At 59.3% G+C, this 23546-nt stretch carries 38 protein-coding genes and 1 tRNA gene; 26 read left to right on the top strand and 13 right to left on the bottom strand.

Features of this window, described 5'->3' with window-relative positions; genetic code table 11:
- The first annotated feature begins 98 nt into the window (after nt 1-98).
- Both X744_RS155965 and X744_RS155970 read left to right on the top strand, forming a co-directional pair.
- Complete coding sequence (locus tag X744_RS155965) at nt 99-1112, top strand: alpha/beta fold hydrolase (protein ID WP_023759467.1); 1014 nt, start codon at nt 99-101, stop codon at nt 1110-1112.
- A gap of 52 nt (nt 1113-1164) precedes the next feature.
- On the top strand, nt 1165-1446 hold the full coding sequence (locus X744_RS155970; protein WP_023759466.1) for a hypothetical protein: 282 nt from the start codon (nt 1165-1167) through the stop codon (nt 1444-1446).
- Between the two features lie 92 nt (nt 1447-1538).
- On the opposite strand, the gene X744_RS155975 is transcribed toward X744_RS155970, so the two are convergent.
- From X744_RS155975 to X744_RS155990, 4 genes are all read right to left on the bottom strand, one after another.
- A complete protein-coding gene (locus X744_RS155975) occupies nt 1539-1778 on the bottom strand; it encodes a DUF2188 domain-containing protein (RefSeq protein WP_023759465.1) in 240 nt (79 codons plus the stop codon).
- A 29-nt stretch (nt 1779-1807) separates the two neighbouring features.
- Complete coding sequence (locus X744_RS155980; RefSeq protein WP_032907483.1) at nt 1808-2086, bottom strand: DUF982 domain-containing protein; 279 nt, start codon at nt 2084-2086, stop codon at nt 1808-1810.
- 153 nt (nt 2087-2239) lie between these two features.
- Entirely contained in the window at nt 2240-2557 is a 318-nt protein-coding gene (locus X744_RS155985) for an SH3 domain-containing protein (RefSeq protein WP_023759463.1), read from the bottom strand.
- Between the two features lie 124 nt (nt 2558-2681).
- Nucleotides 2682-3785: an NADH:flavin oxidoreductase/NADH oxidase gene (locus tag X744_RS155990; RefSeq protein ID WP_023759462.1), complete on the bottom strand. Its 1104-nt coding sequence runs from the start codon at nt 3783-3785 to the stop codon at nt 2682-2684.
- A 158-nt stretch (nt 3786-3943) separates the two neighbouring features.
- Between X744_RS155990 and X744_RS155995 the strand changes: the two genes are divergently transcribed.
- Both X744_RS155995 and X744_RS1000000175130 read left to right on the top strand, forming a co-directional pair.
- Nucleotides 3944-4522: an NUDIX domain-containing protein gene (locus X744_RS155995; RefSeq protein ID WP_023759461.1), complete on the top strand. Its 579-nt coding sequence runs from the start codon at nt 3944-3946 to the stop codon at nt 4520-4522.
- Between the two features lie 228 nt (nt 4523-4750).
- Complete coding sequence (locus X744_RS1000000175130) at nt 4751-5008, top strand: PilZ domain-containing protein (RefSeq protein ID WP_031260248.1); 258 nt, start codon at nt 4751-4753, stop codon at nt 5006-5008.
- Between the two features lie 540 nt (nt 5009-5548).
- On the opposite strand, the gene X744_RS1000000172035 is transcribed toward X744_RS1000000175130, so the two are convergent.
- Together X744_RS1000000172035 and X744_RS156000 are read right to left on the bottom strand one after the other, a co-directional pair.
- Complete coding sequence (locus X744_RS1000000172035) at nt 5549-5851, bottom strand: helix-turn-helix transcriptional regulator (protein ID WP_084025427.1); 303 nt, start codon at nt 5849-5851, stop codon at nt 5549-5551.
- A 421-nt stretch (nt 5852-6272) separates the two neighbouring features.
- Entirely contained in the window at nt 6273-6467 is a 195-nt protein-coding gene (locus X744_RS156000) for a hypothetical protein (RefSeq protein ID WP_050589529.1), read from the bottom strand.
- Between the two features lie 444 nt (nt 6468-6911).
- On the opposite strand from X744_RS156000, the gene X744_RS156005 reads away from it, so the two are divergent.
- From X744_RS156005 to X744_RS156060, 16 genes are all read left to right on the top strand, one after another.
- Nucleotides 6912-8099 carry a site-specific integrase gene (locus tag X744_RS156005; RefSeq protein ID WP_031260244.1) on the top strand — a complete coding sequence of 396 codons (1188 nt, stop codon included), beginning with the start codon at nt 6912-6914 and terminating at the stop codon, nt 8097-8099.
- On the top strand, nt 8099-8560 hold the full coding sequence (locus X744_RS156010; protein WP_023759456.1) for a hypothetical protein: 462 nt from the start codon (nt 8099-8101) through the stop codon (nt 8558-8560). Before X744_RS156005 ends, X744_RS156010 begins: the two co-directional genes overlap by 1 nt.
- Nucleotides 8561-8670: 110 nt before the next feature.
- Nucleotides 8671-8967 (top strand): hypothetical protein, encoded by a 297-nt coding sequence (locus tag X744_RS0136900; RefSeq protein WP_031260242.1) that lies wholly within the window; start codon nt 8671-8673, stop codon nt 8965-8967.
- A gap of 1 nt (nt 8968) precedes the next feature.
- Complete coding sequence (locus X744_RS16735; protein ID WP_023759454.1) at nt 8969-9157, top strand: hypothetical protein; 189 nt, start codon at nt 8969-8971, stop codon at nt 9155-9157.
- Nucleotides 9157-9513, top strand: coding sequence for a hypothetical protein (locus X744_RS1000000174475; RefSeq protein WP_032907480.1), 357 nt, complete (start codon nt 9157-9159; stop codon nt 9511-9513). Before X744_RS16735 ends, X744_RS1000000174475 begins: the two co-directional genes overlap by 1 nt.
- Nucleotides 9513-10295, top strand: a complete 783-nt coding sequence (locus tag X744_RS156015) for a helix-turn-helix domain-containing protein (RefSeq protein ID WP_023759452.1) — start codon at nt 9513-9515, stop codon at nt 10293-10295. The genes X744_RS1000000174475 and X744_RS156015 overlap by 1 nt, the downstream gene beginning before the upstream one ends.
- Entirely contained in the window at nt 10285-10629 is a 345-nt protein-coding gene (locus tag X744_RS156020; protein WP_023759451.1) for a hypothetical protein, read from the top strand. The genes X744_RS156015 and X744_RS156020 overlap by 11 nt, the downstream gene beginning before the upstream one ends.
- 59 nt (nt 10630-10688) lie before the next feature.
- Nucleotides 10689-11207, top strand: a complete 519-nt coding sequence (locus X744_RS156025; protein WP_023759450.1) for a hypothetical protein — start codon at nt 10689-10691, stop codon at nt 11205-11207.
- A 25-nt stretch (nt 11208-11232) separates the two neighbouring features.
- On the top strand, nt 11233-11478 hold the full coding sequence (locus X744_RS156030; protein WP_023759449.1) for a hypothetical protein: 246 nt from the start codon (nt 11233-11235) through the stop codon (nt 11476-11478).
- 5 nt (nt 11479-11483) lie between these two features.
- The gene (locus tag X744_RS1000000170995; protein ID WP_023759448.1) at nt 11484-12419 is read left to right on the top strand and encodes a hypothetical protein; all 936 of its coding nucleotides are present in this window, start codon (nt 11484-11486) and stop codon (nt 12417-12419) included.
- Nucleotides 12416-12667, top strand: coding sequence for a hypothetical protein (locus tag X744_RS156035; protein ID WP_023759447.1), 252 nt, complete (start codon nt 12416-12418; stop codon nt 12665-12667). The genes X744_RS1000000170995 and X744_RS156035 overlap by 4 nt, the downstream gene beginning before the upstream one ends.
- Nucleotides 12668-12867: 200 nt before the next feature.
- A complete protein-coding gene (locus tag X744_RS1000000172030) occupies nt 12868-13212 on the top strand; it encodes a P27 family phage terminase small subunit (protein WP_023759446.1) in 345 nt (114 codons plus the stop codon).
- Between the two features lie 253 nt (nt 13213-13465).
- The gene (locus tag X744_RS156045; protein WP_023759444.1) at nt 13466-13726 is read left to right on the top strand and encodes a hypothetical protein; all 261 of its coding nucleotides are present in this window, start codon (nt 13466-13468) and stop codon (nt 13724-13726) included.
- A gap of 3 nt (nt 13727-13729) precedes the next feature.
- A complete protein-coding gene (locus X744_RS156050) occupies nt 13730-13930 on the top strand; it encodes a hypothetical protein (RefSeq protein WP_023759443.1) in 201 nt (66 codons plus the stop codon).
- Nucleotides 13920-14876: a hypothetical protein gene (locus tag X744_RS156055; protein WP_023759442.1), complete on the top strand. Its 957-nt coding sequence runs from the start codon at nt 13920-13922 to the stop codon at nt 14874-14876. The genes X744_RS156050 and X744_RS156055 overlap by 11 nt, the downstream gene beginning before the upstream one ends.
- The gene (locus tag X744_RS156060; protein ID WP_023759441.1) at nt 14876-15613 is read left to right on the top strand and encodes a LamG domain-containing protein; all 738 of its coding nucleotides are present in this window, start codon (nt 14876-14878) and stop codon (nt 15611-15613) included. Before X744_RS156055 ends, X744_RS156060 begins: the two co-directional genes overlap by 1 nt.
- A 297-nt stretch (nt 15614-15910) precedes the next feature.
- On the opposite strand, the gene X744_RS1000000170990 is transcribed toward X744_RS156060, so the two are convergent.
- Nucleotides 15911-16240, bottom strand: a complete 330-nt coding sequence (locus X744_RS1000000170990) for a hypothetical protein (protein WP_023759439.1) — start codon at nt 16238-16240, stop codon at nt 15911-15913.
- Nucleotides 16241-17280: 1040 nt separating this feature from the next.
- Nucleotides 17281-17508, bottom strand: a complete 228-nt coding sequence (locus tag X744_RS156070) for a hypothetical protein (protein ID WP_032907475.1) — start codon at nt 17506-17508, stop codon at nt 17281-17283.
- 82 nt (nt 17509-17590) lie between these two features.
- On the opposite strand from X744_RS156070, the gene X744_RS01000000169670 reads away from it, so the two are divergent.
- On the top strand, nt 17591-18379 hold the full coding sequence (locus tag X744_RS01000000169670) for an RNA ligase family protein (RefSeq protein ID WP_050589528.1): 789 nt from the start codon (nt 17591-17593) through the stop codon (nt 18377-18379).
- A 182-nt stretch (nt 18380-18561) separates the two neighbouring features.
- On the top strand, nt 18562-18855 hold the full coding sequence (locus X744_RS156075) for a hypothetical protein (protein ID WP_023759435.1): 294 nt from the start codon (nt 18562-18564) through the stop codon (nt 18853-18855).
- A 143-nt stretch (nt 18856-18998) separates the two neighbouring features.
- Here the strand turns inward: X744_RS156075 and X744_RS1000000173695 are convergent, their stop codons facing one another.
- The 3 genes from X744_RS1000000173695 to X744_RS156085 all read right to left on the bottom strand — a co-directional run bounded on the left by X744_RS1000000173695 (nt 18999) and on the right by X744_RS156085 (nt 20110).
- Nucleotides 18999-19172 (bottom strand): hypothetical protein, encoded by a 174-nt coding sequence (locus X744_RS1000000173695; protein WP_023759434.1) that lies wholly within the window; start codon nt 19170-19172, stop codon nt 18999-19001.
- 87 nt (nt 19173-19259) lie between these two features.
- On the bottom strand, nt 19260-19877 hold the full coding sequence (locus X744_RS156080; RefSeq protein WP_023759433.1) for a hypothetical protein: 618 nt from the start codon (nt 19875-19877) through the stop codon (nt 19260-19262).
- Complete coding sequence (locus X744_RS156085) at nt 19874-20110, bottom strand: helix-turn-helix transcriptional regulator (protein ID WP_023759432.1); 237 nt, start codon at nt 20108-20110, stop codon at nt 19874-19876. The genes X744_RS156080 and X744_RS156085 overlap by 4 nt, the downstream gene beginning before the upstream one ends.
- 140 nt (nt 20111-20250) lie before the next feature.
- On the opposite strand from X744_RS156085, the gene X744_RS156090 reads away from it, so the two are divergent.
- The 4 genes from X744_RS156090 (at nt 20251) to X744_RS156105 (ending at nt 22490) form a co-directional block, all read left to right on the top strand.
- On the top strand, nt 20251-20679 hold the full coding sequence (locus tag X744_RS156090) for a hypothetical protein (RefSeq protein WP_023759431.1): 429 nt from the start codon (nt 20251-20253) through the stop codon (nt 20677-20679).
- Nucleotides 20676-20942 carry a hypothetical protein gene (locus tag X744_RS156095; protein WP_023759430.1) on the top strand — a complete coding sequence of 89 codons (267 nt, stop codon included), beginning with the start codon at nt 20676-20678 and terminating at the stop codon, nt 20940-20942. The genes X744_RS156090 and X744_RS156095 overlap by 4 nt, the downstream gene beginning before the upstream one ends.
- Nucleotides 20939-21232 (top strand): hypothetical protein, encoded by a 294-nt coding sequence (locus X744_RS156100; protein ID WP_023759429.1) that lies wholly within the window; start codon nt 20939-20941, stop codon nt 21230-21232. The genes X744_RS156095 and X744_RS156100 overlap by 4 nt, the downstream gene beginning before the upstream one ends.
- Nucleotides 21233-21362: 130 nt before the next feature.
- Nucleotides 21363-22490 (top strand): HEPN domain-containing protein, encoded by a 1128-nt coding sequence (locus X744_RS156105; protein WP_023759428.1) that lies wholly within the window; start codon nt 21363-21365, stop codon nt 22488-22490.
- A 108-nt stretch (nt 22491-22598) separates the two neighbouring features.
- On the opposite strand, the gene X744_RS156110 is transcribed toward X744_RS156105, so the two are convergent.
- Nucleotides 22599-22684: transfer RNA gene (locus X744_RS156110), tRNA-Leu, on the bottom strand.
- 101 nt (nt 22685-22785) lie between these two features.
- A complete protein-coding gene (locus tag X744_RS156115) occupies nt 22786-23451 on the bottom strand; it encodes an outer membrane protein (RefSeq protein ID WP_023759427.1) in 666 nt (221 codons plus the stop codon).
- Nucleotides 23452-23546 lie beyond the last annotated feature (95 nt).

The raw sequence follows: 23546 nt of genomic DNA, 5'->3' as shown, positions 1-23546 counted from the left end.
CCGTCGAAGTGTGCGGCCTTCGCGCTCGCGGTTCGAGGGGAAGGTTGCACCTGGATCGGAGGCAGGTAAGCTCATGCGGGCTCAGGTGCGGGTGAACGATGATCTTGCCGGTTCTGTCATGGCTTTTGGGCACGCTGCTCCTGATAGCGATCCTGGGGGTCGCCAGTTTGGTGGTCGCGACGCTGTGGATCGCGGCCAAAGCCGAAAGGCTGGTGCCGCCGGTCGGAAAATTCATCGAGATCGACGGCAACCGCATCCATTATGTCGACCAGGGTGAGGGGCGGCCGATCGTCTTTGTGCACGGGCTTGGCGCTCAACTCCATCATTTCCGGTACACTCTGTTCGGGCGGTTCGGCCCGGGCTACCGGTTGATCGCGCTCGATCGGCCGGGGTCGGGCTATTCGGGGCGCGCGAGCGGCGCCACGGGTCGGCTGCCCGAACAGGCCGAGATCGTGCGACGCTTCATTGAAGCCCTGGGGTTGGAAAGGCCGCTGGTGGTCGGCCACTCGCTGGGCGGCGCCGTCGCGCTGACCTTGGCCGTGGAGCACCCCGAGGCGATTTCCGGCATCGCGCTTTTGGCGCCATTGACTCATCCGGAAGCCGGCATGCGCGAAAGGTCCGGCTTGCTCTATATCCCCTCACGCCTGCGGCGCTGGATCATGGCTTACACCATGGCGATACCGACAAGTCTGCGATATGCGCGGCCGACAATGGAATTCATCTTCGCGCCGCAGGTGTTTCCTGCTGACTACATGGTCGACGCAGGTGGCTGGCTCGGGCTGAGGCCAGGCCATTTCTACGCCACGTCCTCCGATGTCGTCGCGGTCGAGCAAGATCTCGGTCGCATCGAGCGGTGTTATGGCGAGATCGTCATGCCGGCCGGCATTCTTTTCGGAACAGCCGACCGTGTCATCGATGTCCGTACCCATGGCGAGCCATTGCGGAGCAGGATCGAAAGACTTGATTTTGAAACGATCGACGGCCTCGGCCACATGCCTCAATTCGTCGAGCCGGACCGGGTCATTGCCTTCATCAAACGCCTTGCGACCCGTGCGTTCTCCGATCCGACATCAAATCGGCTTCACGACAATTTCAAGCAACCGTTCGGCTGACTGCTGGCTTTTATCCTGTCGCTCCAAGGCGACCAAGATAGGAGTAAAAGCGATGTACACAAAACTTCTCGCAGCATCCGTCCTGACCATCGGTCTCGCCACATCGGCGATGGCGCAGTCGTCGGACAGCAACTATTCCAACCATCGCTGGTGGTTGTTCGGCAATCAAGATCGGACGGCTGTCGATACCAACACCACCGGCAGCATCAATGCAGATAGGTCCGGGTTGAACACTTTGGGCAACACCGGCGGGATTGGCCCATGTGCCGATCACACGCCCGGTCCAGACGCTAATTCCAGGCAGAACGTCAACGATCAGTACTGCGGCAAATAGGGCCACGTAGCGGCTGCTGGCTGCGGGACGTTTCCTCTCCGGACGTCTGCGGCTGGCGTCCCGCTCAATGCAGCCAAAAATTGACTGTAGACTTAATCGGAAACCTCTGTCTGCGGCCGATCCCGACCGTCGGCCAGTTCCTCATGCCATTCGCCATCGGCATCCTCGTACTGGATGCCGTCCGTGGCTCCGGCGATCCGTTGCTCGGCCGAAGCGATTTCGGCGGCGCGCAATGCGTCCTGATGGGTGGGAAACGTCTCCGAGAAGGTCGCTCCAACCTTGTAGGCCCAGCCGCCGTCATGCTCGACGATCTTGTAAGTCAGTTTCGCCATGAAAGCCTCCAGTTGAAAGGTCCGACCGCTCAATGCAGCCGGTCGTCGGGCAGTTTGTCGTCGGGCACCAGAACTTCCGATTCCTTGGCAGCTTCGATCAGCGCCCGGCGCGCATCCGCTGTCGAACGATAACCTTCCAGCACTTTGAGGCAAGTGTCGAGGGCATCACGATGGCGCGGCCCGCGATTGAGCGGCCACACGGTCATCAAGCATTCCGCCGCCTCCTTGGCGCTGCGGATATGGCGATATTTGCCGACGTGGCCAAGTTCGACGACGACCGGCACTTCAAAAGGTTTGTCGTCCATGATGGCCGCAACGCAAAGCAGTCAATTTGGTTGCAACAATGGCCTTCAGACTGCGCCCAAAAAACGCGTCGCATTTGCGACGCGCCTTAGGTCTTCGTTTGATGCATGTCGCTATCCCAAAACCGGATCCACTTTTGGGTGACATGCACCGGCGTCTCAGTAGCCACAGTCGTTGCGCAGCCAGCGTGCGTTTGCCCAGCCGGTCCGGCCGCCGATTTCGACCTGATACCAGTTGCCGCGTCGGTCGAAGATCTCGGTATGATCGCCATTGAACAGCTGCCCGACCATCCGCGACGACGAGTTCGGCCGCGTCCGCACGGCGAGAAAGCCGCTGCCGGTCGCCAGATTGTAGCGACCGGAAAGGCCGTGCACAGTGCCCTCGCAATATTGTCCGCCGGCCGGCGCCGATGTGCCGATCCAAAGTCCGGCCACAACGGTCAGCGCTGCAACCGGCAAGAATGCCCTCAACGACATGATTTCCTCCCAAGCCCGACCGCGCCCGCCGCAGCCTCACCGACCGTAACAGTTTGCGGCGAGAATTGAAGCGGGGCGAACAGTCCAGGGTAGAGTGCAGGTTGGCGTCGGCAAAACGGGCCGGTCAGCCCGCCGCCTTCATCCAGTGCTGCATCGTGGTCACTGAGCGCGCAAGCTGGGGCGCCGGGTGGATTGTCTCGCTGAACGTTGCCGCCGCACGCCACCCCCAGCGCGGATCGGCCAGGAAGGCGCGCGCCAGCGCCACCATGTCGGCGCGGCCTTCGGCAACGATCGCTTCGGCCTGCTTCGGATCGTCGATCAGGCCAACTGCACGGGTGGGAATGCCGGCGGCCTTGCGCACAGCCTCTGCCAGATGCACCTGGTAGCCGGGACCGGTGGGCAATTTCTGCAACGGAGAATTGCCGCCACTCGAGCAGCAGAGATAGGCGACGCCAGCGTCCTTGAGTGCTTTCGCCACTTCGATCGCATCCTCCACGTCGAAGCCGCCATCGACCCAATCCTTCACCGAAAGCCGCGCGCCCAGCATCAGTTTTGGCGTCGCGTTCCGCACCGCCTTGGCGATTTCGACGACAAGACGCATGCGGTTCTCAAGCGAGCCACCCCAGCGATCGGTGCGTTGGTTGGACAATGGCGACAGGAACTGGAAGATCAGATAGCCATGCGCGGCATGCAGTTCGAGGAAGTCGAAGCCCGCGCGTTCGGCGCGCCTTGCCGCGTCTGCGAAGCGTTCGATGAGCTGCAGGATCTCTTCGTCCTCCAGCGCCCGTGGCACGTTCCAGCCGGTGTCGTAAGCGATGGCCGAGGCCGAGACTGTCTGCCAGGGGTCTTCATCAGGTTGCAGCGGTCCGCCGCCCTCCCACGGTTTGCGATTCGAGGCTTTGCGGCCGGCATGGGCAAGCTGGGAGCCGAACTTCGTGCCGGGAGCGGCGACGCGTCTTGCCGCGTCGAGCGCCCGGCGGGCAGCTGCCTCATTGTCTTCGGAATAGAGGCCGAGGCAGCCATGCGTGATGCGTCCGCGCCGCTCGACATCGGTCATCTCGACGGTGACCATGCTGGCACCGGACATGGCAAGGTTCATCCAATGGTAGAGATGCCAGTCGCCGGCCGAGCCGTCTTCGGCCGAATACTGGCACATCGGCGCGACAGCGATACGATTGGGAAAGGTAAGGCCGTCGAGGGTGATCGGCTGGAAAAGCGATATTGTCATGAAAAGCGCTCCGGGGAGGGGTAGCAGCTATTTAGGCAACCGTTCGCGTCTACGCCAGACACGAGGCGGTGAAACGGGTTCTGGACCAATCACTGAGGGCATTGCCGAAACGCTTGTTCGCGGCTAGGCCTCGACCCGAAAAAAGCATGGAGATCATGATGGAAGATCGCGTTCGCATCCGTTCGGAGGAAATTCTCTCCGACGACTGGGCCGTTCTGAAGAAGACCGTCTTCGACTACCGCCGGCGTGACGGGGAGTGGGAGACGCAGGTGCGCCAGACTTATGATCGCGGCGACGGCGCGGTGATCCTGCCTTACGATCCCTCGCGCTCGACCGTGCTCCTGGTGCGCCAGTTCCGTTATCCCGCCTACGTCACCGGTCACCGCGAGCCGCTGATCGAGGCCTGTGCCGGGCTGCTCGACGAAAACGATCCGGAAACCTGTATCCGCAAGGAAGCGGAGGAGGAACTCGGCTACCGGCTGCAGAATGTGGAGCGGCTGTTTTCGCCCTATATGAGCCCGGGCAGCGTCACCGAACGGCTCTGGTTCTTTATCGCCCGTTATTCGCCCGCTGACCGCATCTCGGCAGGCGGCGGTGCGGCGGACGAAGGCGAGGACATCGAGGTTCTGGAAATGCCGCTCGACGAGGCGCTGGCCGGCATTGCCGACGGCCGCATCATCGACGCCAAGACCATTATTCTGATTCAGCACTTGAAGCTGAACCCGATCCCCGCCTGACCCTTGGCGGCGATCCGGCGCCCTACAGGCATCGGGCGCTGGACCACAGCGTCACCAAAGCAGACCAACTGACGGCCACCGGAGGTCTTCTCGAGCAGACAAACCGAGAAGGGCGTCGGCTTTGCGTTTTGGCAACCATTTTAGTGATAGCTGATTGAATCATGGTTTTGCGAGTCATGCGTTGAAGTTCATCGACCGTTCACCGCTGATTTACGGGAAGAAAACGCGATGACCCCAACCGATCCGCCGATGGAGCGACGCTCTCACACACGTGGGATTGTCCTGAAGGATGCGACCATCATCACGGACGATGCGAAGATCGATTGCTGCGTTCGGAATCAACACGCTCACGGTGCGGAATTGCGGGTTGACCCCAGCATCACAATTCCCGACCGTTTTACCCTTCAAGTGCCTGAAGATGACGCCAGCTATCGAGCTGTGGTGAGGTGGCGAAGGCGTGAGCGCCTTGGCATTCAAATATATTGAGTTGGAATGCCGCAGGCCCATCCGCAGAAAAGCAACGGAAGCTGGGATTCTCAATTTCACCTGCGCGCGGCCATCTGGCGCGCGTTCATTCGGTTTTGTCAGTCTGCCGATGATTTTGATTTGAAGTAATGCAGCTTCTGGTTGCGGACATAGAACGCCGGCTGCAACCTTAGGGCTTGGACATGACTTTTCATGCAACGGCCAAACGCATTGTGCTCGGCACAGTCGTCTTCATTCCAGCGATAGGGCCGCTGCAGTGGAACATTAGCGCTGCGTGAAAGTTGAATCTCAATCGAGGCTTTGAAACCCGGGTAGGGAAAATGTCCGTATTGGCGTTTGCTTTGGTCTACAATTCGGGGCTGGCCGGCGACGACCTCATAGGCGCTTTCGTATCGCTGATGGCATGCTTTGTACTTTTCAACGTCATGGCGAAGGATCGCGCAAATCGCTAGGCCGCGTTCCTTGACCGAATTTTCAATTCAATTGTTGTGGTCGAGGAGCACCTGCCAACGGCGTCTCCATTTCCTTGAGCAGCCTATGCTAAACCGCATCACCAGAGGGGTAGTTTAGCGACGGCGATCCAGAGGTGAAGACAACACCGGCGGCCTCCAATGCTCGGCGAATGCGAGTAAGGTTGCCGTTGCGGGGAATTCTGTTGCCATTCTCAAACTCGCGGATGGTGTCTTCGCTGACATCGGACTTCGCGCCAAGTCGAGCGCGCGACCAGTTCAAGAGCGCTCGTGCTGCTCGCGACTGCTCTGCCGTAACGTTTTGCAAGCGACGCCTCCGTCCCGAAAAACCTGCTGCAAGAACAGCGGAATGGGCGGAAGGTTCCGACAACATTTTCAGCTGCGACTTAAGTCCTGTCCCGCGAAGCAACGGTCCCAGAGCAAAGCGCCGCCGAAAGCAGGGCGGCCCCCTCGGTGCGGCGCGCACTCGAATGAACGTGCGGTAACGGTTGATTCAACCATTGCTGGTATATTGTAGTGTAAGGTGGCGGCTCCGACAGTCCGGCGGGCGCTCAGTGCCGGAGCCGCCTGCGCAGTCCGGTTGGGTTTGACCGCGCCGTCCTATTCTGGGACAGCGCGGTCAACGATTCGTTAAAATCCTCCGGATCTGATTAAGCACGCGCTAATTAATTGAATCGCTATTTGCGAGTCGGGCCGCGACCGCCGGCCGGTGTTCTCACCTGCGTGCCTGATTATCAACGCCAGGACGAGGCACGCTGCATGCGGATTCGATCGCACTGAAGTGCTTGACGATTTCAGTAACGCCTCGGCTGAAGTGAAAGCACCAGCCCGACAATCAGGCCGAGCACGAAGCCCAGCGGACCTGTGATGAAGATGCCGAGCAGCGGGCCCTGGTTTGCTTCGGGCGTGAAGACAATCGGCCCCACGAACCCGCCGATAAAGCCGATGACGCCAAGGATCGCGCCCCATCGAAACATCGTGGCAATCATACCCGATCCTTCCGCAGCCTCAAGTCAGCGCCGCCGCCGTTCTCGGCGGTGACCTCGGCGCCGGCAGATTCAAGAGCTCTTGAATCGGTGTAGTTTCGTGGCAGGGCCAGGTCAGGTTCAAGGCAAGCTCCGATTCCCGCTCAAAGTCAAATGTTGCGCACCGCTCGGCTTCCCACCAATGATTTCCTTGGGCATCCACCACCTCAGAATGCGATAGTCGTTGGAATTCAATCTGGTGCGGACGACGGGAATCGAACCCGTACGATCAGAGATCGAGGGATTTTAAGTCTCTTTCTAGCGGTCTACGCATGGGTATCCAAAGACGCTGAAAGCCTTGTGGATTAAGGAAAGACCGAGGGTTTACAGTCCCTCTTTGTTCCGATACGGTCCGATTGGTAGACACCTTGCGGCTACCCGCACGGCTACCCACGGCGAGGGACCGCAATGCCCACACTTTCTGACAATTACGTCGCAAGCGCCACGTTGCCGCGCGACCGCGACGAGCTGATTATTCGAGACAGCAAGCTTGCCGGCTTCGCTCTCAGGCTCCGCCGCAAGGCCGACGGCAAACCTTCGAAGACCTTCCTTGTGTTCCAGGAGTTGCCAGGCCGTGACGGCACCCGAAAGCGACGCAAGATCATCATTGGCGACCACGCGACCTATCCGGCCGAGAAGGCGCGCGCCGAGGCTCAGAGCATGCTCCAGGCGATCGATCGGGGCGACGACCCGGCAGCGGCTCGGGCAGCGAAGAAGGCGCAACCGCTTTTCGAAGATCTCCTAAAAGATTTTGAGGCAACGCATATCGAGAAAAAGAAGCCGGAGACGCGGAAGGATTATAGGGGGCGCGTCCGCCGCAACCTCTTGCCGACGTTCAAGGGAAGGCGCGTCGCCGACATCACCGCCGAAATGGTGCGCTCATTCCATGCCAAGAAGCACAGCAATCCGACCGACGCAAATCGATCGCTGGCGGTTATGTCGGTCATGATGGGCCGCGCCATGGAACTTGGATGGCGCAAGGACAATCCTTGCATTGGCGTTCGGAAGAACAAGGAGACGCCGCGCGAAGAATGGCTGGACGAAATGGACCTTCCCAAGTTCGTCAAGGCCCTTGCCGGCGTATCCGGTCCCCATGCCGATCTAATCCGGTTTCTTACCGTTTCGGGCTGGCGCGTCTCGGAAGGTCGGTTGATGACGTGGGACATGGTTGATTTGCCGCGCCTCGTTGTTCGACTGCCGGACACCAAGACAGGGGCATCTGCCAGGGCGCTCGCGACCGATGCAGCAACCGTCATCGATCAGCAAGCGCACCGCATCGGCTATGTCTTTTCAGGGCGGAAGGGAACGCAGCCGGTTTCCTACAAGCGCCTCCGCGAAGTCCTGACCGGCGTTTGCGAGGCGGCAGAGATCAAGGTCATCACGCCTCACGCGCTGCGCCACACAGCCGCCACCTGGGCCGCGCTGTCCGGCGCCGAGGCGCACGAACTGCGGGAGGCATTCGGCTGGAAAACGCTGGCTATGACAGGCCGCTATGTCGCGCGCGCTGAGAGCCTGGGTCGACGCGGTGCGCAACGAGCCGCCGACGCGATGAACGTTCTGCAAAGGCCATCAGCGGAAGTGAAGGAAATCCGCTGATGGACGAGACGCAATTGTTTAAGGACGTCGGCGTTATAATGGGCCTCCGCTTTGAAGGCGAGGATTCGCTTCGAAAGATCGCAGGCATCCTCCGGCGGGGGAACCTTGACCAGCGCTTCCTTGATGAACTTGCCGATCTGATAGACCCTGACGTTCTCTGCCGTCGAACGGGAACGGAGAAGCTGATCATAAAGCGGCTGAAAGGCGAGCGACCGAAACGAAAAAAGAATCGCGCCCTTCAGGAGTTCATGGAGCGCAATCACGATTTCTACGGCGAGAAGTACGACGCCGTGGTCGCGGCTGCGAAAGACAAGTTCGGCGTGGGTAAGACCCTGTGCGACGAGGCACTCCAACGCGCAAGGAAACGGCAAAAGGCCGACCCCTCATTTTTCGCGCTTAACAAAGAGACCTGCCTGACCCTTCGAGAGGCGGGCATTGAGGAATATCAGTCGCTGAAATAGCTCGTTTACTCCGCGAAACCTCTGACTTTCGCGGACTTCTATATTGTGGCGTGTCAGGTCGTCGTGTGCAAATTGCGTGGTCACCTCTTCAACACGAAAGGTGACGCAAAATGGACAACACGGCAGCAAGGGCATTCTCTGCCCGTATTGCTTACTGGACTTCCCAAGGACTTTCCGGCCTAGCCCTATATCAACGCCTCGCCACCGACGATGAATTGCCGGCGGTATTCGATTCCGACGACCTGGCCGCGATCTTCGGCATTTCCGTTCTTTCGGTAAAAAAGGCTCGCCATCGCGGCAGCGGCCCGAACTTCATGCGGTTGTCAGCAAAGGCGGTGCGCTACAGCCGGCCTGATCTCTGCGCCTTCCTGGCCTCGAAATACGTGTCCGTACGGAGGGCCGCATAAAATGACCAGCGGCATCGATCACGAGAACACTGCATTGATTGGCGAGGCTGCTCTATGGCTCGCCACCACGCCGAAGCAGAGCCGCCCCCGTCCCGCAATTGTCGAAACGAAAGAGCGGTTCGGTTTGACCGCTTTGGAGGCAATCCAGGCCATCCGTGAAGCCGACCTCATCAAGGCGAGGGCTGGCTGATGGATCAGAAAAGCGAAAAGCCGGCGGCGTGTGCAACCACGCTCACCGGCTTCGAAACGTCATCAACCTACGCTTCGGAACATAGCAAACCTGCCCTTAAACGGCAAGCACAAGACACGCCGCAGGGAAGGTGGAAGGCCGCCAACCAATGGGCTGTCTGGTGCCATTCCGCCCTCGATGCCGCCATTCGCCGGGGCTTGGTGAAGCGGGAGCCGTGCCGGATCTGCGGCGAACCGAAAACGGACGGGCACCATGCCAACTATCGGAAGCCTGCCGATGTGGATTGGCTGTGCCGCAAGCATCACAAGCTTGTCCACCGCCGCGCGTTGAAGGTGAAGCCGGGAGGCCGCTCATAATGGCCGCCGCTCCCAAGCAAACCTACTCGCCTGTGCCGACGCGTGCGATCGGCGACAAGACACTCAACCGCGAAGATTTCCGGGTGTTGATCGCGCTTGCCGCTCACGACCGTTTCGGCGCCAATGGTGTCGGCTGCTATGCCAGCCATCCCCGCCTGGCAACCCTCGTCGGTTGCCATCTCAAAGCCTTGTCGCGGTCGCTGAGCGTGCTCGCCGGCCGGGGCTACATCACTGCCAAACAGCACCCGCTAAACCGTCGGCTTAGGGTCTATTCGATCGTCTATACCGAGTTCGATGCGATCTATCTGAAGGGCGGTATAGGTAGCGGTCCCGCTACCAATGATGACGCCATAGGTAGCGATATCGTTACCCACGACACGCCAACAGGTAGCGGCGCCGTTACCGAAATTGCCTCGATAGGTAGCGGCGATTTTGAGAATAGTGAACAGGATCAAGTACTTCCTGAGGTAAATATATTAGGTGAAACCTATAATAGATCCCGGGAACCGATTTTAAGATATCCCGTAGAAACGGCGTCATCGACGCAAGCGCCCTTCGAAAAAGGGGCAAGGAACGCGGTGCATACGGTAAGCGTCGGCGCCATGCTGGCGATGGCCGAGCGCTCGATGAAGAACGGCGCCGACAGTTCAAGGCTGCGCTACTGGCTCGAATGGCTGGACGGACTTGTTGGCGAGCGTGCCACGCTGAACAACAACGATCCAAACTTCGGTCGAGCGCGTCGACTGCTCGATGAGATCGGGGGCCAGCTCGATGCCGCGTAGCGCCGCACGTTCAATCCAACATCTTTCTGACGATGAAGCGAACCGGCAGCGCTCGCTGTGGCGCGCTGCACAAGATCGCAGGCGTTCGCGAGAGAAGGCCAAAGAATCGGTTTTTGGTCTCAGCCTCAATCCGGACCTCGTGGCTGCTGCGATCCTGGCCAAGTACCCGGACATCGAAAGCGCCAAGCTCGCCAGCCGAAACATATGCGAGGGGGCGCTGGCTCTGATCGTTACGCAGGAGCTTGTCTCCATCGTTCGCTCATCTGCTGAGCCCGTTCTGCGGGAGCGGGAGATGATGGCTGCCATCAAGCGGAAAGATTTTAGTCATGCGTGACGGGTCAAGCCGGATGCCGGCGCGTAGATTTCACTGTGACAGAAACCACGGAGCGCCGCATGCTTGCCCGCCTAACGAAACCATCGACCACAGCCGCGTTTGATCTTGTGATCCCCGAAAGACCGGCGGCGATCGCAGAAGCAAATGTGGCACTCCAGCAGGCCACGGTCGCCAGGCAGGCGGAACAGCATCGTCATGTCGAGGCAGGCCAGCAATTGGCTGCGCAAAGGCTGGGCGAACCTATCACCATCACTCAGGCGGAGGTGGAAGAGATCGGCGCCGGATTGGCCCCGCTGTTCGAAGCCGAGGAGGCTGCCAAGACGCTTCGCGACGATGCGATGCAGGCGTTCCAGGCGACCATCGGCCCGGCTGTTTCACCTCAATTGAAAGCATATCGCCAAGCTGTCAGCCAAACCATCGCTGATCTGGAGCAACTGCTGAAACTCGGTCCAGAGTTCAAGCGCAAGGCATTGCTCGCCGGCATTGATCTTAACCGCATCGACCGCCTGCCGGGCTTCACGCCGCTGTTGCTGGAACGGCTCGACCACCTCCGCAAGGCGCTCGATAGGGCAGCATGACGAAAAAAGAGAGTGAGATATCATCATGATCGACCAGTGGAACCGACTGATCAGCTACCGCGAAAACGAACGCTGCAAGTATGCCGGCCAGATCTTCGAGGCAAAGTTCGACCTCACCCGTGGCCTTAGGCCGATAGGTCCTTTGTCGGAAAAGTTCTGGCGCCGCGTGCCGACCGTCCCCGCCAAATCCCAGCCTTTGTCTTATGCCGGCAGGAAGAGCCCAGCGGGCTACATCACCCGCGACATGGGCCATTACGTTAGGCAGGGCTGAACTCGATGCCGAAGCGCCCCGTCATATTCGACCAGAAGGCGATCGACCTACAGCGGATCGACGGTGAGATCCAACGCCTTGGCAAACACATTGCCGAGAAGCAGGAGATATTTGCTGCCGACACCGCAAAGCACGCGCTCGACCAGAACACCGACCTTCAAGCTCGTCTTAAGGCAGAGACAAAGGTGCTTCGCGGCCACGTCGATAAGCTGAATAAAGAACGCTTCGACATCGAACTCGGTGAGCTGGCGGAGCCTAAGCAAAAGGCGGCGACGACTGCTGCATCAGCGCCAATACCAGTGCAGCGCCGGGCTTGGGAGATCGAACCCACGCCAGAGCCGACCTATCCCGCCATGGTCAGAACTCCTGAAAATCACCGCGTTTTCGCCGATGCCCTCCAGGGCTTCATTGACCATGCGATATACAAGAAAAACCTAACCTTGAAGGATGTCGGTTGCCACCCTGACCAGCGTGCGCACATGGACCTGGTGGCAACCATCTCGGCGCAAGGCGAAGCAACGTTTACTTGGCTCTCCCACAGATGCGCGGCTCTGGAAGCCCGGCTTCAGGCGCTGGAAACCAAGCCGCCTAGCTCCGAGCGTGTCAATGCCGAGCCATTGAAACGGAGCGTAACGAAAATTCTCAAACACGACGACAAAGGCCGGATCGAAGAATTCGAAAAGGTCGAAGGCCAAGCAGAAGAGATCGACATCCATGCCCGGCTCGAACGGGTGGAAAAGACGCTGGCCCAAGTTCAGGGAGGCGGCATTCGCTATGCCGGCGTTTGGACGAAAGACACCCGTTATCCGGTTGGCAGCTTCGTGACTCATGGCGGGTCGATGTGGTGCGCAAAGGTCGAATCGACCGGATCACGGCCAGGCGAAAGCGGCCTGTGCTGGCAGCTTGCGGTGAAGGCAGGACGAAAGGACCGAGCAGCATGACCGAGTTCGACATCGACATCGACGGCCCGACGCCGGAGCAAATCGCCGCTGCGATCGATCGCTGTATTGTAGTGCAACTAGAGCGCGACGAACTGTTCCTCTCCGACCATGGCGTCCCCACTGAAGACGAGGTGGCCGACTTCCTCACATTGCGCAAGGCCGTCCTGGCAGAGTGGAAGGCTGACACGTTGGCCGAGATCATCCGCTGGGCCAGCGACCCATCCGCGCCATCCCTGAAGGTGCAGTGAGATGTTCACCGGCCGCACCGCCATCAACGACAATCAGGGCAATCAAGAAGCGATGGAGCCGCCACACACGCTTGACCTGGGAGTGACCATAACCGGGGGGGGGGGTATTTCAGACCTCAGATGCTTTCAACCGCATACCGCTGCCCATCCCACAACATTGCCGAGCGGTGCCCCCGTTCTCCCACACCAATGATTGAGCCATGAAAAGACGCGGACCAAACCCACCTGAACACCTGTCCGACCAGGCCAAGACCTGGTGGCGTGGTGTTGTCACGGACTACGAACTGGAGCCACATCACCTTCGCCTTCTACAGCTCGCGGCCGAAGCGTGGGACCGTTCGCAGCAGGCCCGAGCCGTGATCGACAAGGAAGGGATCACGACCACAGACGACCGCAAAAACGTCCGTGCTCACCCAGCAGTGGGCATCGAGAAAGATGCCAGGACAGGCTTTGCGCGCCTGGTGCGAGAACTAGACCTCGATGTTGACGCGCCACCCAGCCGCGCACGGCCTCCTGCCTTGCGTTCCAACAGAAGGGGCGCCTGATGCCAGTCAAGAGACGCCTTGCGAAACGCAGAACCGACTCGTCGGCAGAGATTGCCGCATGGTCGACCGCGTTCGAATGCGAGTTCGATTTCTTCCATGATCTGGAGCTGTTTGGGCTCTTCTCGGACGCTGAAGTTAAAGCCGCTGCTCCGGCGGCATGGAAGCGGCTGGGGCATGCCTTTCTGGCCACATGGACGCCAAAAGACACGCGCGAAACATCATGGGCGCTCGACCAATTTGGGAGCCCATAAGGATGCCTGTTAAGCGTCGCAAAGACAAATCCCGAGCGTTCAAGATGACAGAAGCGGCAATCGATGCCTACCGCGCACGCGATTTCCGCGCGCTGCATCAGGCATTGGGTCTACGTCCCTGGGAAATGTCGCCGCTGCCAGATACCCCGCTCGGCTGCAATCCGGCCAATCCGCCATCTGAGACAGACCGGACTCTGTTCGCGCAGTCGTATCAGCAAGCGGTCGAACTGCAACGCGATCTGGAAAAATCATCGAGGACCTGAGCCATGGATCACAGCATCTTCAACGACGCGAGCATGTACGATGACGGTTGCCGGAAGCCCAGCCGGTTCTTCCCAGCCACCATGGAATTTCTGACTTTTATGTCTCGCTGTAAGCAGCTCGGATTTACCGACGACGAGATTTGCAAGCTATCGATCGGCCTTGCCGGAAAACTTTTGAAGGGAGCGGCCGGCAATGGCGCATGACCTGAACCTCCCGGCCATCGCCGATGGCCAGACCGATGGCCAGTGGCAAACCAGCAATGACGGCGATGCCGCGTTGGGCAATGCGCTGTCTGATCAACTTGCCATCGACTTCTCGGCAGGCAATGTCACTCTAACATCAACCCAATATCGTACGGCCTATACGTTCAAGCCCAGTGCCGCGCTCGCAGCGGCTCGGACCCTGATCCTGCCAGCAGTCAAGCGGCCATTCGTCTTCCACAATTCGGACGCCACCTATTCGGTGACCTTGAAAAGCACGGATGGAGCATCGCCCGAGACGGCGCTGACAAAGACGGTTGCCCCTGGGTCATTCTTCATCGGCTACACCAATGGCTCGTCTCCGGGTCTATACGGTGCATCGGTGGCGACTAGCGGCGGCGCTCTGGCGGACGGCGACTATGGCGATGTCACGATCTCCGGCTCAGGGACAGTCATCTCGATAGATGCCTTTACGGGCGCGACCGCTGGAATGATCCTCTATTACGACGGCGATTCTCCGCCGAGCTGGCGACAGCTTGCCCCCGGCTCTAGCGGGCAATTTCTCAAAACACTTGGGGCGGCAGACCCGGCCTGGTCTGACCTCCCGTACGATCTGCCATTGAGTTTTGGCGGTACGCCGACGGCCGGGCAATTGATCGGCAAGCTGATCGTCGTGCGCGACGTCGCCTTGGCTGCGAACTTCGCCGGATCTGTCGGCCATGTCGGCACCAATCCTGCGGCAACCTTTGCAGTCGATGTCCAAGACAATGGCGCCTCGATCGGGACCGTCTCGATTTCGACGGGTGGCGCTTTCACCTTCACGACATCCAGTGGCACGGCCAAGACAGTCTCTTCAGGCCATCGGCTTGAGTTCTATGCCCCGGCCAATTCACCTGCGGAGTCTTCGATCGCCAATATCGCGGCCACGCTCAAGGGGACGGCTATCTAATGCTGCTTTCGACCGGACAGTTTTTTGGCAATAGCTTTGGCGGTGGCGGCGGGGGAGGTTCCGATCCGAACTTTGCGAGCGTCCTGCTGCTGTGTGGCTTTGAAGGCGCTGATGCCTCGACATCGTTTACCGACGAGAGCAGCTATTCTCGCACCCTCACGACTGTCGGCAATGCCCAGGTTGATACGGCACAATTCAAGTTTGGCAGCGCTTCGGGTCTATTCGACGGGTCTGGCGATCGCATCACGGCACCAGATAGTGCGGATTGGCAGTTCAGCGGGCAATTCACGGTCGAGGCGTGGATACGTACGCCAACCATCGCCTCCTCGACTTCGACCATTGTCAGCCATTACGCCAATACGATCAACCAGGGTTGGCGCTTCTATCGCAGCGGGGCCTCTATTGTAGCGGAGTTCTCAACGGCTGCATCGGGAACTCCGGCGCACCTAATCACAGCCTCCGCCGTCATCGCCGCGAACACCTGGCATCACGTCTGCTTCGAACGCGACGCCTCGGATAAGATGCGGATATATGTTGATGGCGTGATGCAGGCGTCAAAAACGGGTGCCACCGGGACATCGAACAACACATCTGACCCATTCAAAATCGGTGAAGCGCAGAGTGGGCTTGTCGGCTGGAATGGCTGGATCGACGAGGTTCGGATCACCAAGGGTGTCGCTCGGTATGCGTCGGACGGCGGGTTCACGGTGCCGACTGCGGCCTACCCGCGCTCTTGAAGTCGGCGGTGCGATCAGATTCAGGAGCCGTGATGGCCCGGCGCTCAGATCTCTCGAGGATACATGTCGGCGATTGGGTCCGGGCGATATCGAACCTTGATCGGCTGAGGACGGTGCGCTGCGGCATTGTTGAGCGCGGGGCCGAGACCAATGCATACCCCAATGATGGCGATGATCGCGAGACCTACGAGCGGCCGAGAGCTCGTCTTTAGGGGTGCCTTCAGAGCTTGGGCTAAATCGTCGAAAAGAGTTTCCATGAGCGGATGCTAATCGGGACTGACGAATAAGTAGTTAAAGCTACCACTTCGCTCGACGCCAACCGGCGGCTTGCGCCTCGGCTTCCGAGCAAAACCAGCGCTCGCCGAACTCTGGCCGGATAATAGTTCGTGAGTAAAATTCCTGACCCGGCATATGGTAGATGCGCTGGCCGGAGTTGATCGAGATATTGCCCTTGATGTCGCAGCCGATGGTCGAGCCGAATGCGCTTACTACGTTCATCAGATTGGATGAGTTCCACCAGAAATAGTTGCCGGCCGCGACGCCACCGAAGGCAGCGACGAGCATCCAGCCAAACGGAATTCGATGCTTACGGGGCTGTATTTTCCCCCACGGACCAGGATCGCCCATTGCCCTCTCTCCCAAAGAGAGAATGCGCCGCAGCCGGCGGCTTCGTCAAGCGGCTGCTAATGCAAGGCTTGACCGTGAGATCTAAGTTGTGTTTCTTTTTCCGAAAAGAGGAGGAACCCAACCCCCATGAAAAATGCAGCGAAGGTTCGCAGCGAACTGGTGGAGCTCCAAGGCGGGAAATGTTGCTACTGCGGAAAACCGTTCAGAACGAACGGGAAAAGGGTAGCCACATTGGAGCACAAAACACCCAAGATGCACCGCGGAACGAACAAGCGATCTAACCTCGCTGCCGCGTGCCTAGGCTGCAACAAGGACCGTGGCCATAAAATGAACATCGCCAAGCAGCGGAAAGAAGCCAAGGCCAAACTTAAGGCGAGAGGCTCTTAGCCGGCGATCGCTATCCCAAGCCCGACGCCTAGCCCTGAGCGAGGCCTAGGAACAGCTTGCCGGCCATATCGAGGGCGATGGCGCGGACGGGGCGCCATACGTCCTGGCGGGGCTCTCTGAGGGCGGTGGCGATATCATCGAATGTCGCTTCCATGCCGAGCAACATACATTGAAACCCGGAGGCTGTGAATCCCCGCGATATGGCGTCATCGCACCAGCTATTAGCGAAAGCTCACCAGCGGTACCTCCCGATGTCGCTTGCCTGCCACGTTCTCCCAAGCCAGAGCGCGCCTGCTAGGCAAACGCGGGACGAGGCACGGAATTTGCGACTGCACCACCGTATCGGAAGGAGCAGTCGAATGATGCGTCAAGATGGAACAACAGTACGAAAAGCAGCAACACCCCGCGTGCCAGAATGGCGCCTCAAAAAGAGAACGTTTGAGGTTCCGTACCTCATGAAGCTCGGCAACTTGGGCCGCCAGGAAGCGCTGGATCTGATCGCCAGGCATAGTGGGGACAGAGACGAAATCACGGCCGAGCTGTTTTTGCAGAGAGGTCGATCACGCGGGCGCTTGGACACGCGAGGCGCTTCGGCGGTGTAGGACGGCGGCCGGCAAGAACGCGCGCTGGCGAGCTTCCCTGTGCTGTGGGGCCTACGATTTAACACTGGGGGAAGGCGGTTTCATCATCACGCGCAATTGCATCTGGTCGATTGTTGCGACGATGGCGGCGGCAATGGCTTCCGCCTCATGGATCAGTTCCGGACCATAGAGCCCGTTGACCATCTCTTCGCTCGGCAGCACGCCGGGCGGGCAGTGTTCCTCGATTGTGCGCCGGATCAGTGTCAGCGCTGCGCGGCATTCGTCGGCTTCGATCTTCATCAATTTTTCTCACATTCAATTTTGCTAAAATGCAACCAAATCAGCCCCGCGCAGCTTGTAATGGCGGGTGGAGCTCGAATGCATGCGTAACGCCGCAGACCGGCTGAAGTTCATCAAGCCGCAGGAGCCGATCCTGGTCGAGACGCCGCCGGTCAGCGACGACTGGCTCAACGAGATCAAGTATGACGGCTTTCGCACCCAGGTCATTCTCGACTGGGCTGGTGCTCGGGCCTTCACCCGCACCGGTATCGATTGGTCCAAGCGCTACTGGCCGATTGTCGCCGCTGCCGAGAAGCTCAAGGCGAAATCCTTCATCCTCGACGGCGAGATGATTGCGCCCGATCCGGACGGCCGGCCGAACTTCCATGCCATGCATTCCCGGATGGTCTGGAACGCCGAGCTGCTTGCCTTCGTTGCCTTCGACATCCTGCACAAGGACGGTGAGGATCTGCGCCAGCGGCCATTGATTGAGCGCAAGGCGATCCTGTGGGACCTGATCAAGCCGGCACAAGGTATCATTCAGTACAGTCAGCATGTCGAGGGCGGCGGTGCAGAGTTCTTCGGCGCGGCCGAGAAAATGGGCCTCGAAGGTATGGTATCGAAGCGACGGGAAAGCTCCTACCGCAGCGGCGCCAAGGGCGAGGCCTGGTTGAAAATCAAATGCTGGGACATCGCCGAGTTTGATCTGATTGGCGTGAAGCGACAGGCCGGCAAGTGGACCGAGGGGCTGTTTGCACGGGACGGGAAGTATGTTGGCAAGGCTGTGATCGCCACGACCAACGCAATCAAGGACCGGCTGTGGAAACGTGTGCACAGGGCCAAGGCCGGGCCGCCGGTTGGCTACCCACGGCGGAGGTCACTCCGGATGTAGAATGGGTCAAGCCCGGCATCACGGCGCGCGTGAAGACCCTTCGCGGCGAGCACAAGCTTCGCCATGCGTCGGTACAGGATTTTAGGGAAGAGTCCTAAAACGTGCCTAGACGGTCTTGGCGGTTCGCTGGGTAGAGGAATATAATCCTTCCGTTGCGGCGACCCATTCAACGGAGATCGCCAATGTCTCTCAAGACCCTTGTTGACACCTTGGCCGCCCGCGAAAACGTCTACGTCAATTGCGGGCATCCGATGTGCTGCAAGTCGACCAGGCTCGACATTGCGGCGCTGATCGATCGACTCGGGCCTGATCACGGTTCCATGCATCAGGATCTCGTCGGGCTATTCGTTTGCGCGGATTGCAAGGCGGCGAGCCGCGATCGCCGGCCGGTGTTCTTCACCTTCGTGCCTGACTATCAAGGCCAAGACGAGGCACGGTCTAGGCGCGCTTCGAGGCCGACTTTCGAGCGGGGCTGAAGATGGCCGGCGCCACTCGTGGAGAGGGAGATTGCCTGAATTGGCGCCGGCCACAGGCGGACCGAATTAGGTTTCCGCTGCACGGAAGATATAGCTGAGTCTGGACGTGACGTCACTGTCGGACGCCAACTCAACGCCTGCCGTCACAGCGCTCGGTAGCCTAGCTGTCTGATTATCACCCCAAGAGCGAGCGTGACCGAACCGAAGCCGAACGCACAAACAGAAAGGATCTCGTGAATTACGGTCTTGGCCACACCAAGTGTTGCAAAGCCCGCCAGCATCTCCAATAAACCCAGAAGTATGATCAGAACGCCCATATTTTTACCCCTCCCTTTTTAAGCAGCATCGCGCCGGGACAGGACAAACACAAGCTTTCGCCCTGGCAAGGGCGCGCGCTTGACGATTTAGCGAATGGGCGGCAGACGCTCGACGAGCTTGACAGGACCAAGCTGATACGGATCGACGACGACTTCGCCCTCATCATAGTAGCCTTCGATCTCCCGAACGAGCAGAACGGCCCTTGCTGGTGCGAATGTTTCAAGCAGTACGCCTCCGCCGACGCTGCGCTGCCAATGTTCGCCAAAGGTGCGCGCCGTGGCGAGATCTGTGCTCCATGAAAAGCCGTAGGTCGCGGATCGGCGTTCCCTGGCGCTGGCGCCGCGATATAGGTGAATTGGTTCGCCTTGATGAGCGGAAAGCATCAGGACGCGCAGCGCACCGGCCATGGCCTTCCTGTCGCCAACCATCAGCGGCAACATCTTCGATTCAATCCAGACCGACAAGAATGCTTCCCGGATGCCTGGAGCGACACCGTGCAGGCGTGAAACACCGATGGCAGCGTGGCGCCAGCCGTCGACTGTTTCATTGATCTGATCGACCGCCGCACAGAAGCCCGCCACATCGCCACTTATGCAGGCCGCCGCAAAGGTCTTACCAGCCACGATCGCGTTGCGCCGTTCTGTCAGGATTGCCGCGCGGAATTCCCGCTCGACATCTCCGGCATCTTCGACGCGAAGCGTCATGGCTTAGCGAGCCTCACGCCAGCACCGCCATCAACCATCTCCCCGTCGTCAAGGAAAACGACGCCGGCAACGCCGAGGGCACGCTGCAACACCTCAACGGTGGCATGGCGTGGCGTGGAGCTTCCTGTCTCGAAATTCTGGAGGGTGGCAACACCAACCCTGGCCGTGTCGGCGAGTTGCTGCTGTGTCCAAGATATAAGAGCGCGTGCTGCGCGGCATTGTGTCGGTGTCATCAGTTTTGTCATGCCCCTCTGATATACATTATCCCAAGCATTTTGCCTAGAACTATGGAAAATCCATTGACAAGTTATGAACAGTTACCCCACGTTGCCCCTGCGGCAATCAGGTCGCGAGCCCAAGGGGGGCAATTTCCATGTTGAAGAATATCGCCGCTTTAGCGGAGGGCGAAGCTTTGCCTGCTGCCAACTTTAACCGCCGCCTGGCCCTGTTGGGCGGGCTGTCTGCCGCTGCGCTTGCTGCAACGCCGAGGGCGCATGCCGGCGTAAACAAGGGTCAGGCTGATCCTCTCGCCGAAGCGATCGCCGACTACCGCACCGGCATGGCACAGTTCGCTGCTATCCCAAGCGACGACATCACCATGGAAAACGAGGACGATCACGTCATGTCCACCTATGGGCCGGCACACGACAGGCTCTGGAATAACTGTCCTCCGGCGACGAGCCTTCGCGGCGTGGCGGAAGCGATCCGCTACACGCTTGAGTCCGATTGCATCATCGCTTCCAGTGCAGAGAACACGCTAAAGGCTGCGCTGGCCTTCCTCGATCAGGAGCGCGTGTCATGACCGCCCACATGCTGGGCGATGCCACCAAGGAAAAGACCACGTTCCGCGATCTGGAGACGCTGATCTGTGACGCCGATAACATGCTCGATGTGCTTGCAGATCTGTTGGAGAACTGTTTTGCGATGGCTCCGCCCGAAGGGAGCAATTACGTTGTCACCGATCCAGAAGGCACCCGCCTGCTTTTTGTCGCATACGAGGCGGTGAAGATGTCGACGAAGGTGAGGAAAGCCTATTTCGAAGCCCTCGAAGGAGCTGCGTCATGACCGACGCCATCCCGATGGTTGAGCCGGCGATTGTTCCGGACACTTTTATAACAGGCGCCACCCCTCTCCAATTCATGGGCGATAATCTGAGGCTGACATTATTTGTTGCGCAGCGTTCGATCTTCGACGGCGGGCAGGAACACCTCGTTGTATCCAGGCTGGTCGGAAGCAGGGCTGACATGCTGCAACTTGCCGCTGCCATCGTTCGGGGCTGCGCGGAAGCAATGCCGAACGACACGGCCACCAGCATGGTTGTTGGATTTCACGAGGCACCGAAGAGGCGACACTAACCAATTGCCCTTGGGACACTTGTTCGGCCCGCTGCCTCACGGTGGCGGGCCTTGCATTTTGCTATCCAACCTGCTTGCCATCACCGGGCGGAGAGTTCCGTTCTACAAAACGTGAGGGGTTCTTCGGATCATGAGTTTGCTGGATGCCCTTAAGGCGCATGAGGAATATGCAACGCATGTAAAAGCGGGGACCAGGAGCCTCAGCTTGTCAGAAGAGGTCCAGGCGATACAAAAGGCTATCGCCCATGCTTTCGGCGCCGGTAAATCGATCGGTTTTGGATCCAAGCAGATTGTCACGGGTGGCGCTTCGCCCAACTTGGCGATGGTCAGTCTATTCGTGCTGGCCGAACGTGGTCCGGCGCAAACCGCAGAATGGTTGGAGAGGGTGCATTCGATAGCCGCCGCCGGCAAGGCGAACGTTCGGCTGGTTGTCGAGATCGTCGGGGCCGACAGCCCTGAACCCATCAAGTTCTCAAACGGAGTGATCGTAACGCGTCTTACCGAATTACATCCTTCGCCCAACGTTTGCGCGCTCGCGGAGAACTACAACATTTCAGCCAAAAACATGACGTTTCACTTTCATCGCCCGATGGTGGCTGTCTACGAGGAAGCCTTGGACGCGGCCGCTGGCGCGGTTGCGGAAAGGCCTATGCGATCATCGATCGACCAAGTGCTCCTTGGATTGTCCGCTTCGGGCGAAATCTTCCCGAACGCCGGCTATTTCTGGCACGAATTTACTGATCCCGAATTGGAAGCCGCAGTGTTCGGTCGGGCTTGGGGAGCTGACCAGGCCGGTCAACCGCCGGTGGGCAAGGTAACCAAGGAGGCTGTGGCATATGCTGAGAAATTTCTCGCGTTGAGTGGAGACTTGGCTCGTCGCTGTCAAATAGCCGCCCATCGTTTGCGATCAGCGCGAAGTCGCCGGGATCACAGCCAAAGGGTCATAGATATCTCTGTCGCACTTGAGTCACTCCTGCTTCCGCCGGAAAGCGGCTCCGAAATCTCCCATCGACTGAAGACCAGAGCCGCAATGCTATTGGGATCAACCTATGATGAGCGTAAAGACCTAGCGAAGGTCGTGAGCAGCTTTTACTCGATAAGGAGCAAAGTAGTTCACGGCGCGGTCGTTGGTCCCCACCAGCATCAGCTCGACACGATAGGTCAAACTCAGAAGCTTGCTGAACGCCTACTGCGGATCGAGATTGATATGGGTCGGACACCCGATTTTGCCGCAATCGATTTGGGCGGGCCAGCGTAAGCGTAGGCCAACTTTTTCCAGCGGGGCTACCCCTACGGCTACCCGAGCGGGATTTCATCTGGGTATCCAGTAAGCCGATAGAACTCAGATTGTTGTTATATTTCAATCTGGTGCGGACGACGGGAATCGAACCCGTACGATCAGAGATCGAGGGATTTTAAGTCCCTTGCGTCTACCAATTCCGCCACGTCCGCAGGCCAGCCCTTTTCAGACGCCAGACACAGGCCGTCAAGTCGTGTCTTTGGCCTTGGCCGGACGTACGGCCCGGGCGGCTTGGTGATAACAGTGGGCTGGTTCAGAACTTGTAGCTCAAATTGATCCCGACCGTGTTGAGCTTCACGTTCTGATCGCGATCGTTGAAGGGTTCCGCCACGTCGTAGTGCTCGGAGCCGAAATCATAGTAGCGATACTGCGCGCCGACGACGAACTTGTCGGTCAGTGCGTAGTCGACGCCGGCACCAACGGTCCAACCGACATTTGTGCGCGTGCTGGCGAACGCCGGACCCGCGACTTGCGATGTCTCGATGCCGGCAAAGGCGACGCCGCCAATGCCGTAGACCAGCAGGCGATCCATGGCGTAGCCGGCCTTGGCGTTGACCGACCCGAACCATTTGATGTCGGTCCCGAATGGGCTTCCCAGGCCCGATTCCGTCGTGCCTTCGATCGACGAATAGTTGAGCTCTGCCTCGGCGCCGAGCACCGCTTGGTCGAACTGCCACAGGCCGGCGACATGGCCGCCGACGAAGCCGCCATCAATATCGGGGGTGATGGAAAACGGCGCGCCTTCCGTCGTTGATATATCGGATCGGCCCCAGCCATAGCCGCCCTGCAGACCGGCGTAGTAGCCCGTCCAGTCGAAGCCGGGCGCTGTCATCGGCACGTCGACCATCTGGTCGGCTGCAAAAGCCGGCACGGCCGAAGCGACAAGAAAAACGGCACTTGCGACCATCAGGCGACGCATCGAACTCCCCGAAATGGCGATCCAGAAATGTCCTTGCGGAAAGGGTAACCTGATTTGCCACAAAACGGAATTCCATTCCGACTGCGACCAATATG

This window comes from Mesorhizobium sp. LNHC252B00 (assembly GCF_000502955.1).
Classification (GTDB): Bacteria; Pseudomonadota; Alphaproteobacteria; order Rhizobiales; family Rhizobiaceae; genus Mesorhizobium.
The sequence above is the reverse complement of the archived record's forward strand: the minus strand, read 5'-3'. Positions and strand labels throughout refer to the sequence as shown.

Excerpts from the sequence above, each read along its gene's own strand:
- X744_RS156080 (WP_023759433.1), bottom strand. The coding sequence starts at position 19,877 with ATGACGCTTCGCGTCGAAGATGCCGGAGATGTCGAGCGGGAATTCCGC.
- X744_RS1000000172030 (WP_023759446.1), top strand. The coding sequence starts at position 12,868 with ATGAAAAGACGCGGACCAAACCCACCTGAACACCTGTCCGACCAGGCC.
- X744_RS156105 (WP_023759428.1), top strand. The coding sequence starts at position 21,363 with ATGAGTTTGCTGGATGCCCTTAAGGCGCATGAGGAATATGCAACGCAT.
- X744_RS1000000170990 (WP_023759439.1), bottom strand. The coding sequence starts at position 16,240 with ATGGGCGATCCTGGTCCGTGGGGGAAAATACAGCCCCGTAAGCATCGA.
- X744_RS156015 (WP_023759452.1), top strand. The coding sequence starts at position 9,513 with ATGGCCGCCGCTCCCAAGCAAACCTACTCGCCTGTGCCGACGCGTGCG.
- X744_RS156090 (WP_023759431.1), top strand. The coding sequence starts at position 20,251 with ATGTTGAAGAATATCGCCGCTTTAGCGGAGGGCGAAGCTTTGCCTGCT.
- X744_RS156055 (WP_023759442.1), top strand. The coding sequence starts at position 13,920 with ATGGCGCATGACCTGAACCTCCCGGCCATCGCCGATGGCCAGACCGAT.
- X744_RS156025 (WP_023759450.1), top strand. The coding sequence starts at position 10,689 with ATGCTTGCCCGCCTAACGAAACCATCGACCACAGCCGCGTTTGATCTT.
- X744_RS1000000170995 (WP_023759448.1), top strand. The coding sequence starts at position 11,484 with ATGCCGAAGCGCCCCGTCATATTCGACCAGAAGGCGATCGACCTACAG.
- X744_RS155975 (WP_023759465.1), bottom strand. The coding sequence starts at position 1,778 with ATGGCGAAACTGACTTACAAGATCGTCGAGCATGACGGCGGCTGGGCC.
- X744_RS155995 (WP_023759461.1), top strand. The coding sequence starts at position 3,944 with ATGGAAGATCGCGTTCGCATCCGTTCGGAGGAAATTCTCTCCGACGAC.
- X744_RS156100 (WP_023759429.1), top strand. The coding sequence starts at position 20,939 with ATGACCGACGCCATCCCGATGGTTGAGCCGGCGATTGTTCCGGACACT.
- X744_RS156010 (WP_023759456.1), top strand. The coding sequence starts at position 8,099 with ATGGACGAGACGCAATTGTTTAAGGACGTCGGCGTTATAATGGGCCTC.
- X744_RS156115 (WP_023759427.1), bottom strand. The coding sequence starts at position 23,451 with ATGCGTCGCCTGATGGTCGCAAGTGCCGTTTTTCTTGTCGCTTCGGCC.
- X744_RS156005 (WP_031260244.1), top strand. The coding sequence starts at position 6,912 with ATGCCCACACTTTCTGACAATTACGTCGCAAGCGCCACGTTGCCGCGC.
- X744_RS156045 (WP_023759444.1), top strand. The coding sequence starts at position 13,466 with ATGCCTGTTAAGCGTCGCAAAGACAAATCCCGAGCGTTCAAGATGACA.
- X744_RS156070 (WP_032907475.1), bottom strand. The coding sequence starts at position 17,508 with ATGAAGATCGAAGCCGACGAATGCCGCGCAGCGCTGACACTGATCCGG.
- X744_RS1000000174475 (WP_032907480.1), top strand. The coding sequence starts at position 9,157 with ATGGATCAGAAAAGCGAAAAGCCGGCGGCGTGTGCAACCACGCTCACC.
- X744_RS156000 (WP_050589529.1), bottom strand. The coding sequence starts at position 6,467 with ATGATTGCCACGATGTTTCGATGGGGCGCGATCCTTGGCGTCATCGGC.
- X744_RS156085 (WP_023759432.1), bottom strand. The coding sequence starts at position 20,110 with ATGACACCGACACAATGCCGCGCAGCACGCGCTCTTATATCTTGGACA.
- X744_RS1000000175130 (WP_031260248.1), top strand. The coding sequence starts at position 4,751 with ATGACCCCAACCGATCCGCCGATGGAGCGACGCTCTCACACACGTGGG.
- X744_RS156050 (WP_023759443.1), top strand. The coding sequence starts at position 13,730 with ATGGATCACAGCATCTTCAACGACGCGAGCATGTACGATGACGGTTGC.
- X744_RS0136900 (WP_031260242.1), top strand. The coding sequence starts at position 8,671 with ATGGACAACACGGCAGCAAGGGCATTCTCTGCCCGTATTGCTTACTGG.
- X744_RS156030 (WP_023759449.1), top strand. The coding sequence starts at position 11,233 with ATGATCGACCAGTGGAACCGACTGATCAGCTACCGCGAAAACGAACGC.
- X744_RS16735 (WP_023759454.1), top strand. The coding sequence starts at position 8,969 with ATGACCAGCGGCATCGATCACGAGAACACTGCATTGATTGGCGAGGCT.
- X744_RS155985 (WP_023759463.1), bottom strand. The coding sequence starts at position 2,557 with ATGTCGTTGAGGGCATTCTTGCCGGTTGCAGCGCTGACCGTTGTGGCC.
- X744_RS156095 (WP_023759430.1), top strand. The coding sequence starts at position 20,676 with ATGACCGCCCACATGCTGGGCGATGCCACCAAGGAAAAGACCACGTTC.
- X744_RS1000000172035 (WP_084025427.1), bottom strand. The coding sequence starts at position 5,851 with ATGTTGTCGGAACCTTCCGCCCATTCCGCTGTTCTTGCAGCAGGTTTT.
- X744_RS01000000169670 (WP_050589528.1), top strand. The coding sequence starts at position 17,591 with ATGCGTAACGCCGCAGACCGGCTGAAGTTCATCAAGCCGCAGGAGCCG.
- X744_RS155965 (WP_023759467.1), top strand. The coding sequence starts at position 99 with ATGATCTTGCCGGTTCTGTCATGGCTTTTGGGCACGCTGCTCCTGATA.
- X744_RS155970 (WP_023759466.1), top strand. The coding sequence starts at position 1,165 with ATGTACACAAAACTTCTCGCAGCATCCGTCCTGACCATCGGTCTCGCC.
- X744_RS156060 (WP_023759441.1), top strand. The coding sequence starts at position 14,876 with ATGCTGCTTTCGACCGGACAGTTTTTTGGCAATAGCTTTGGCGGTGGC.
- X744_RS156020 (WP_023759451.1), top strand. The coding sequence starts at position 10,285 with ATGCCGCGTAGCGCCGCACGTTCAATCCAACATCTTTCTGACGATGAA.
- X744_RS1000000173695 (WP_023759434.1), bottom strand. The coding sequence starts at position 19,172 with ATGGGCGTTCTGATCATACTTCTGGGTTTATTGGAGATGCTGGCGGGC.
- X744_RS156075 (WP_023759435.1), top strand. The coding sequence starts at position 18,562 with ATGTCTCTCAAGACCCTTGTTGACACCTTGGCCGCCCGCGAAAACGTC.
- X744_RS156035 (WP_023759447.1), top strand. The coding sequence starts at position 12,416 with ATGACCGAGTTCGACATCGACATCGACGGCCCGACGCCGGAGCAAATC.
- X744_RS155990 (WP_023759462.1), bottom strand. The coding sequence starts at position 3,785 with ATGACAATATCGCTTTTCCAGCCGATCACCCTCGACGGCCTTACCTTT.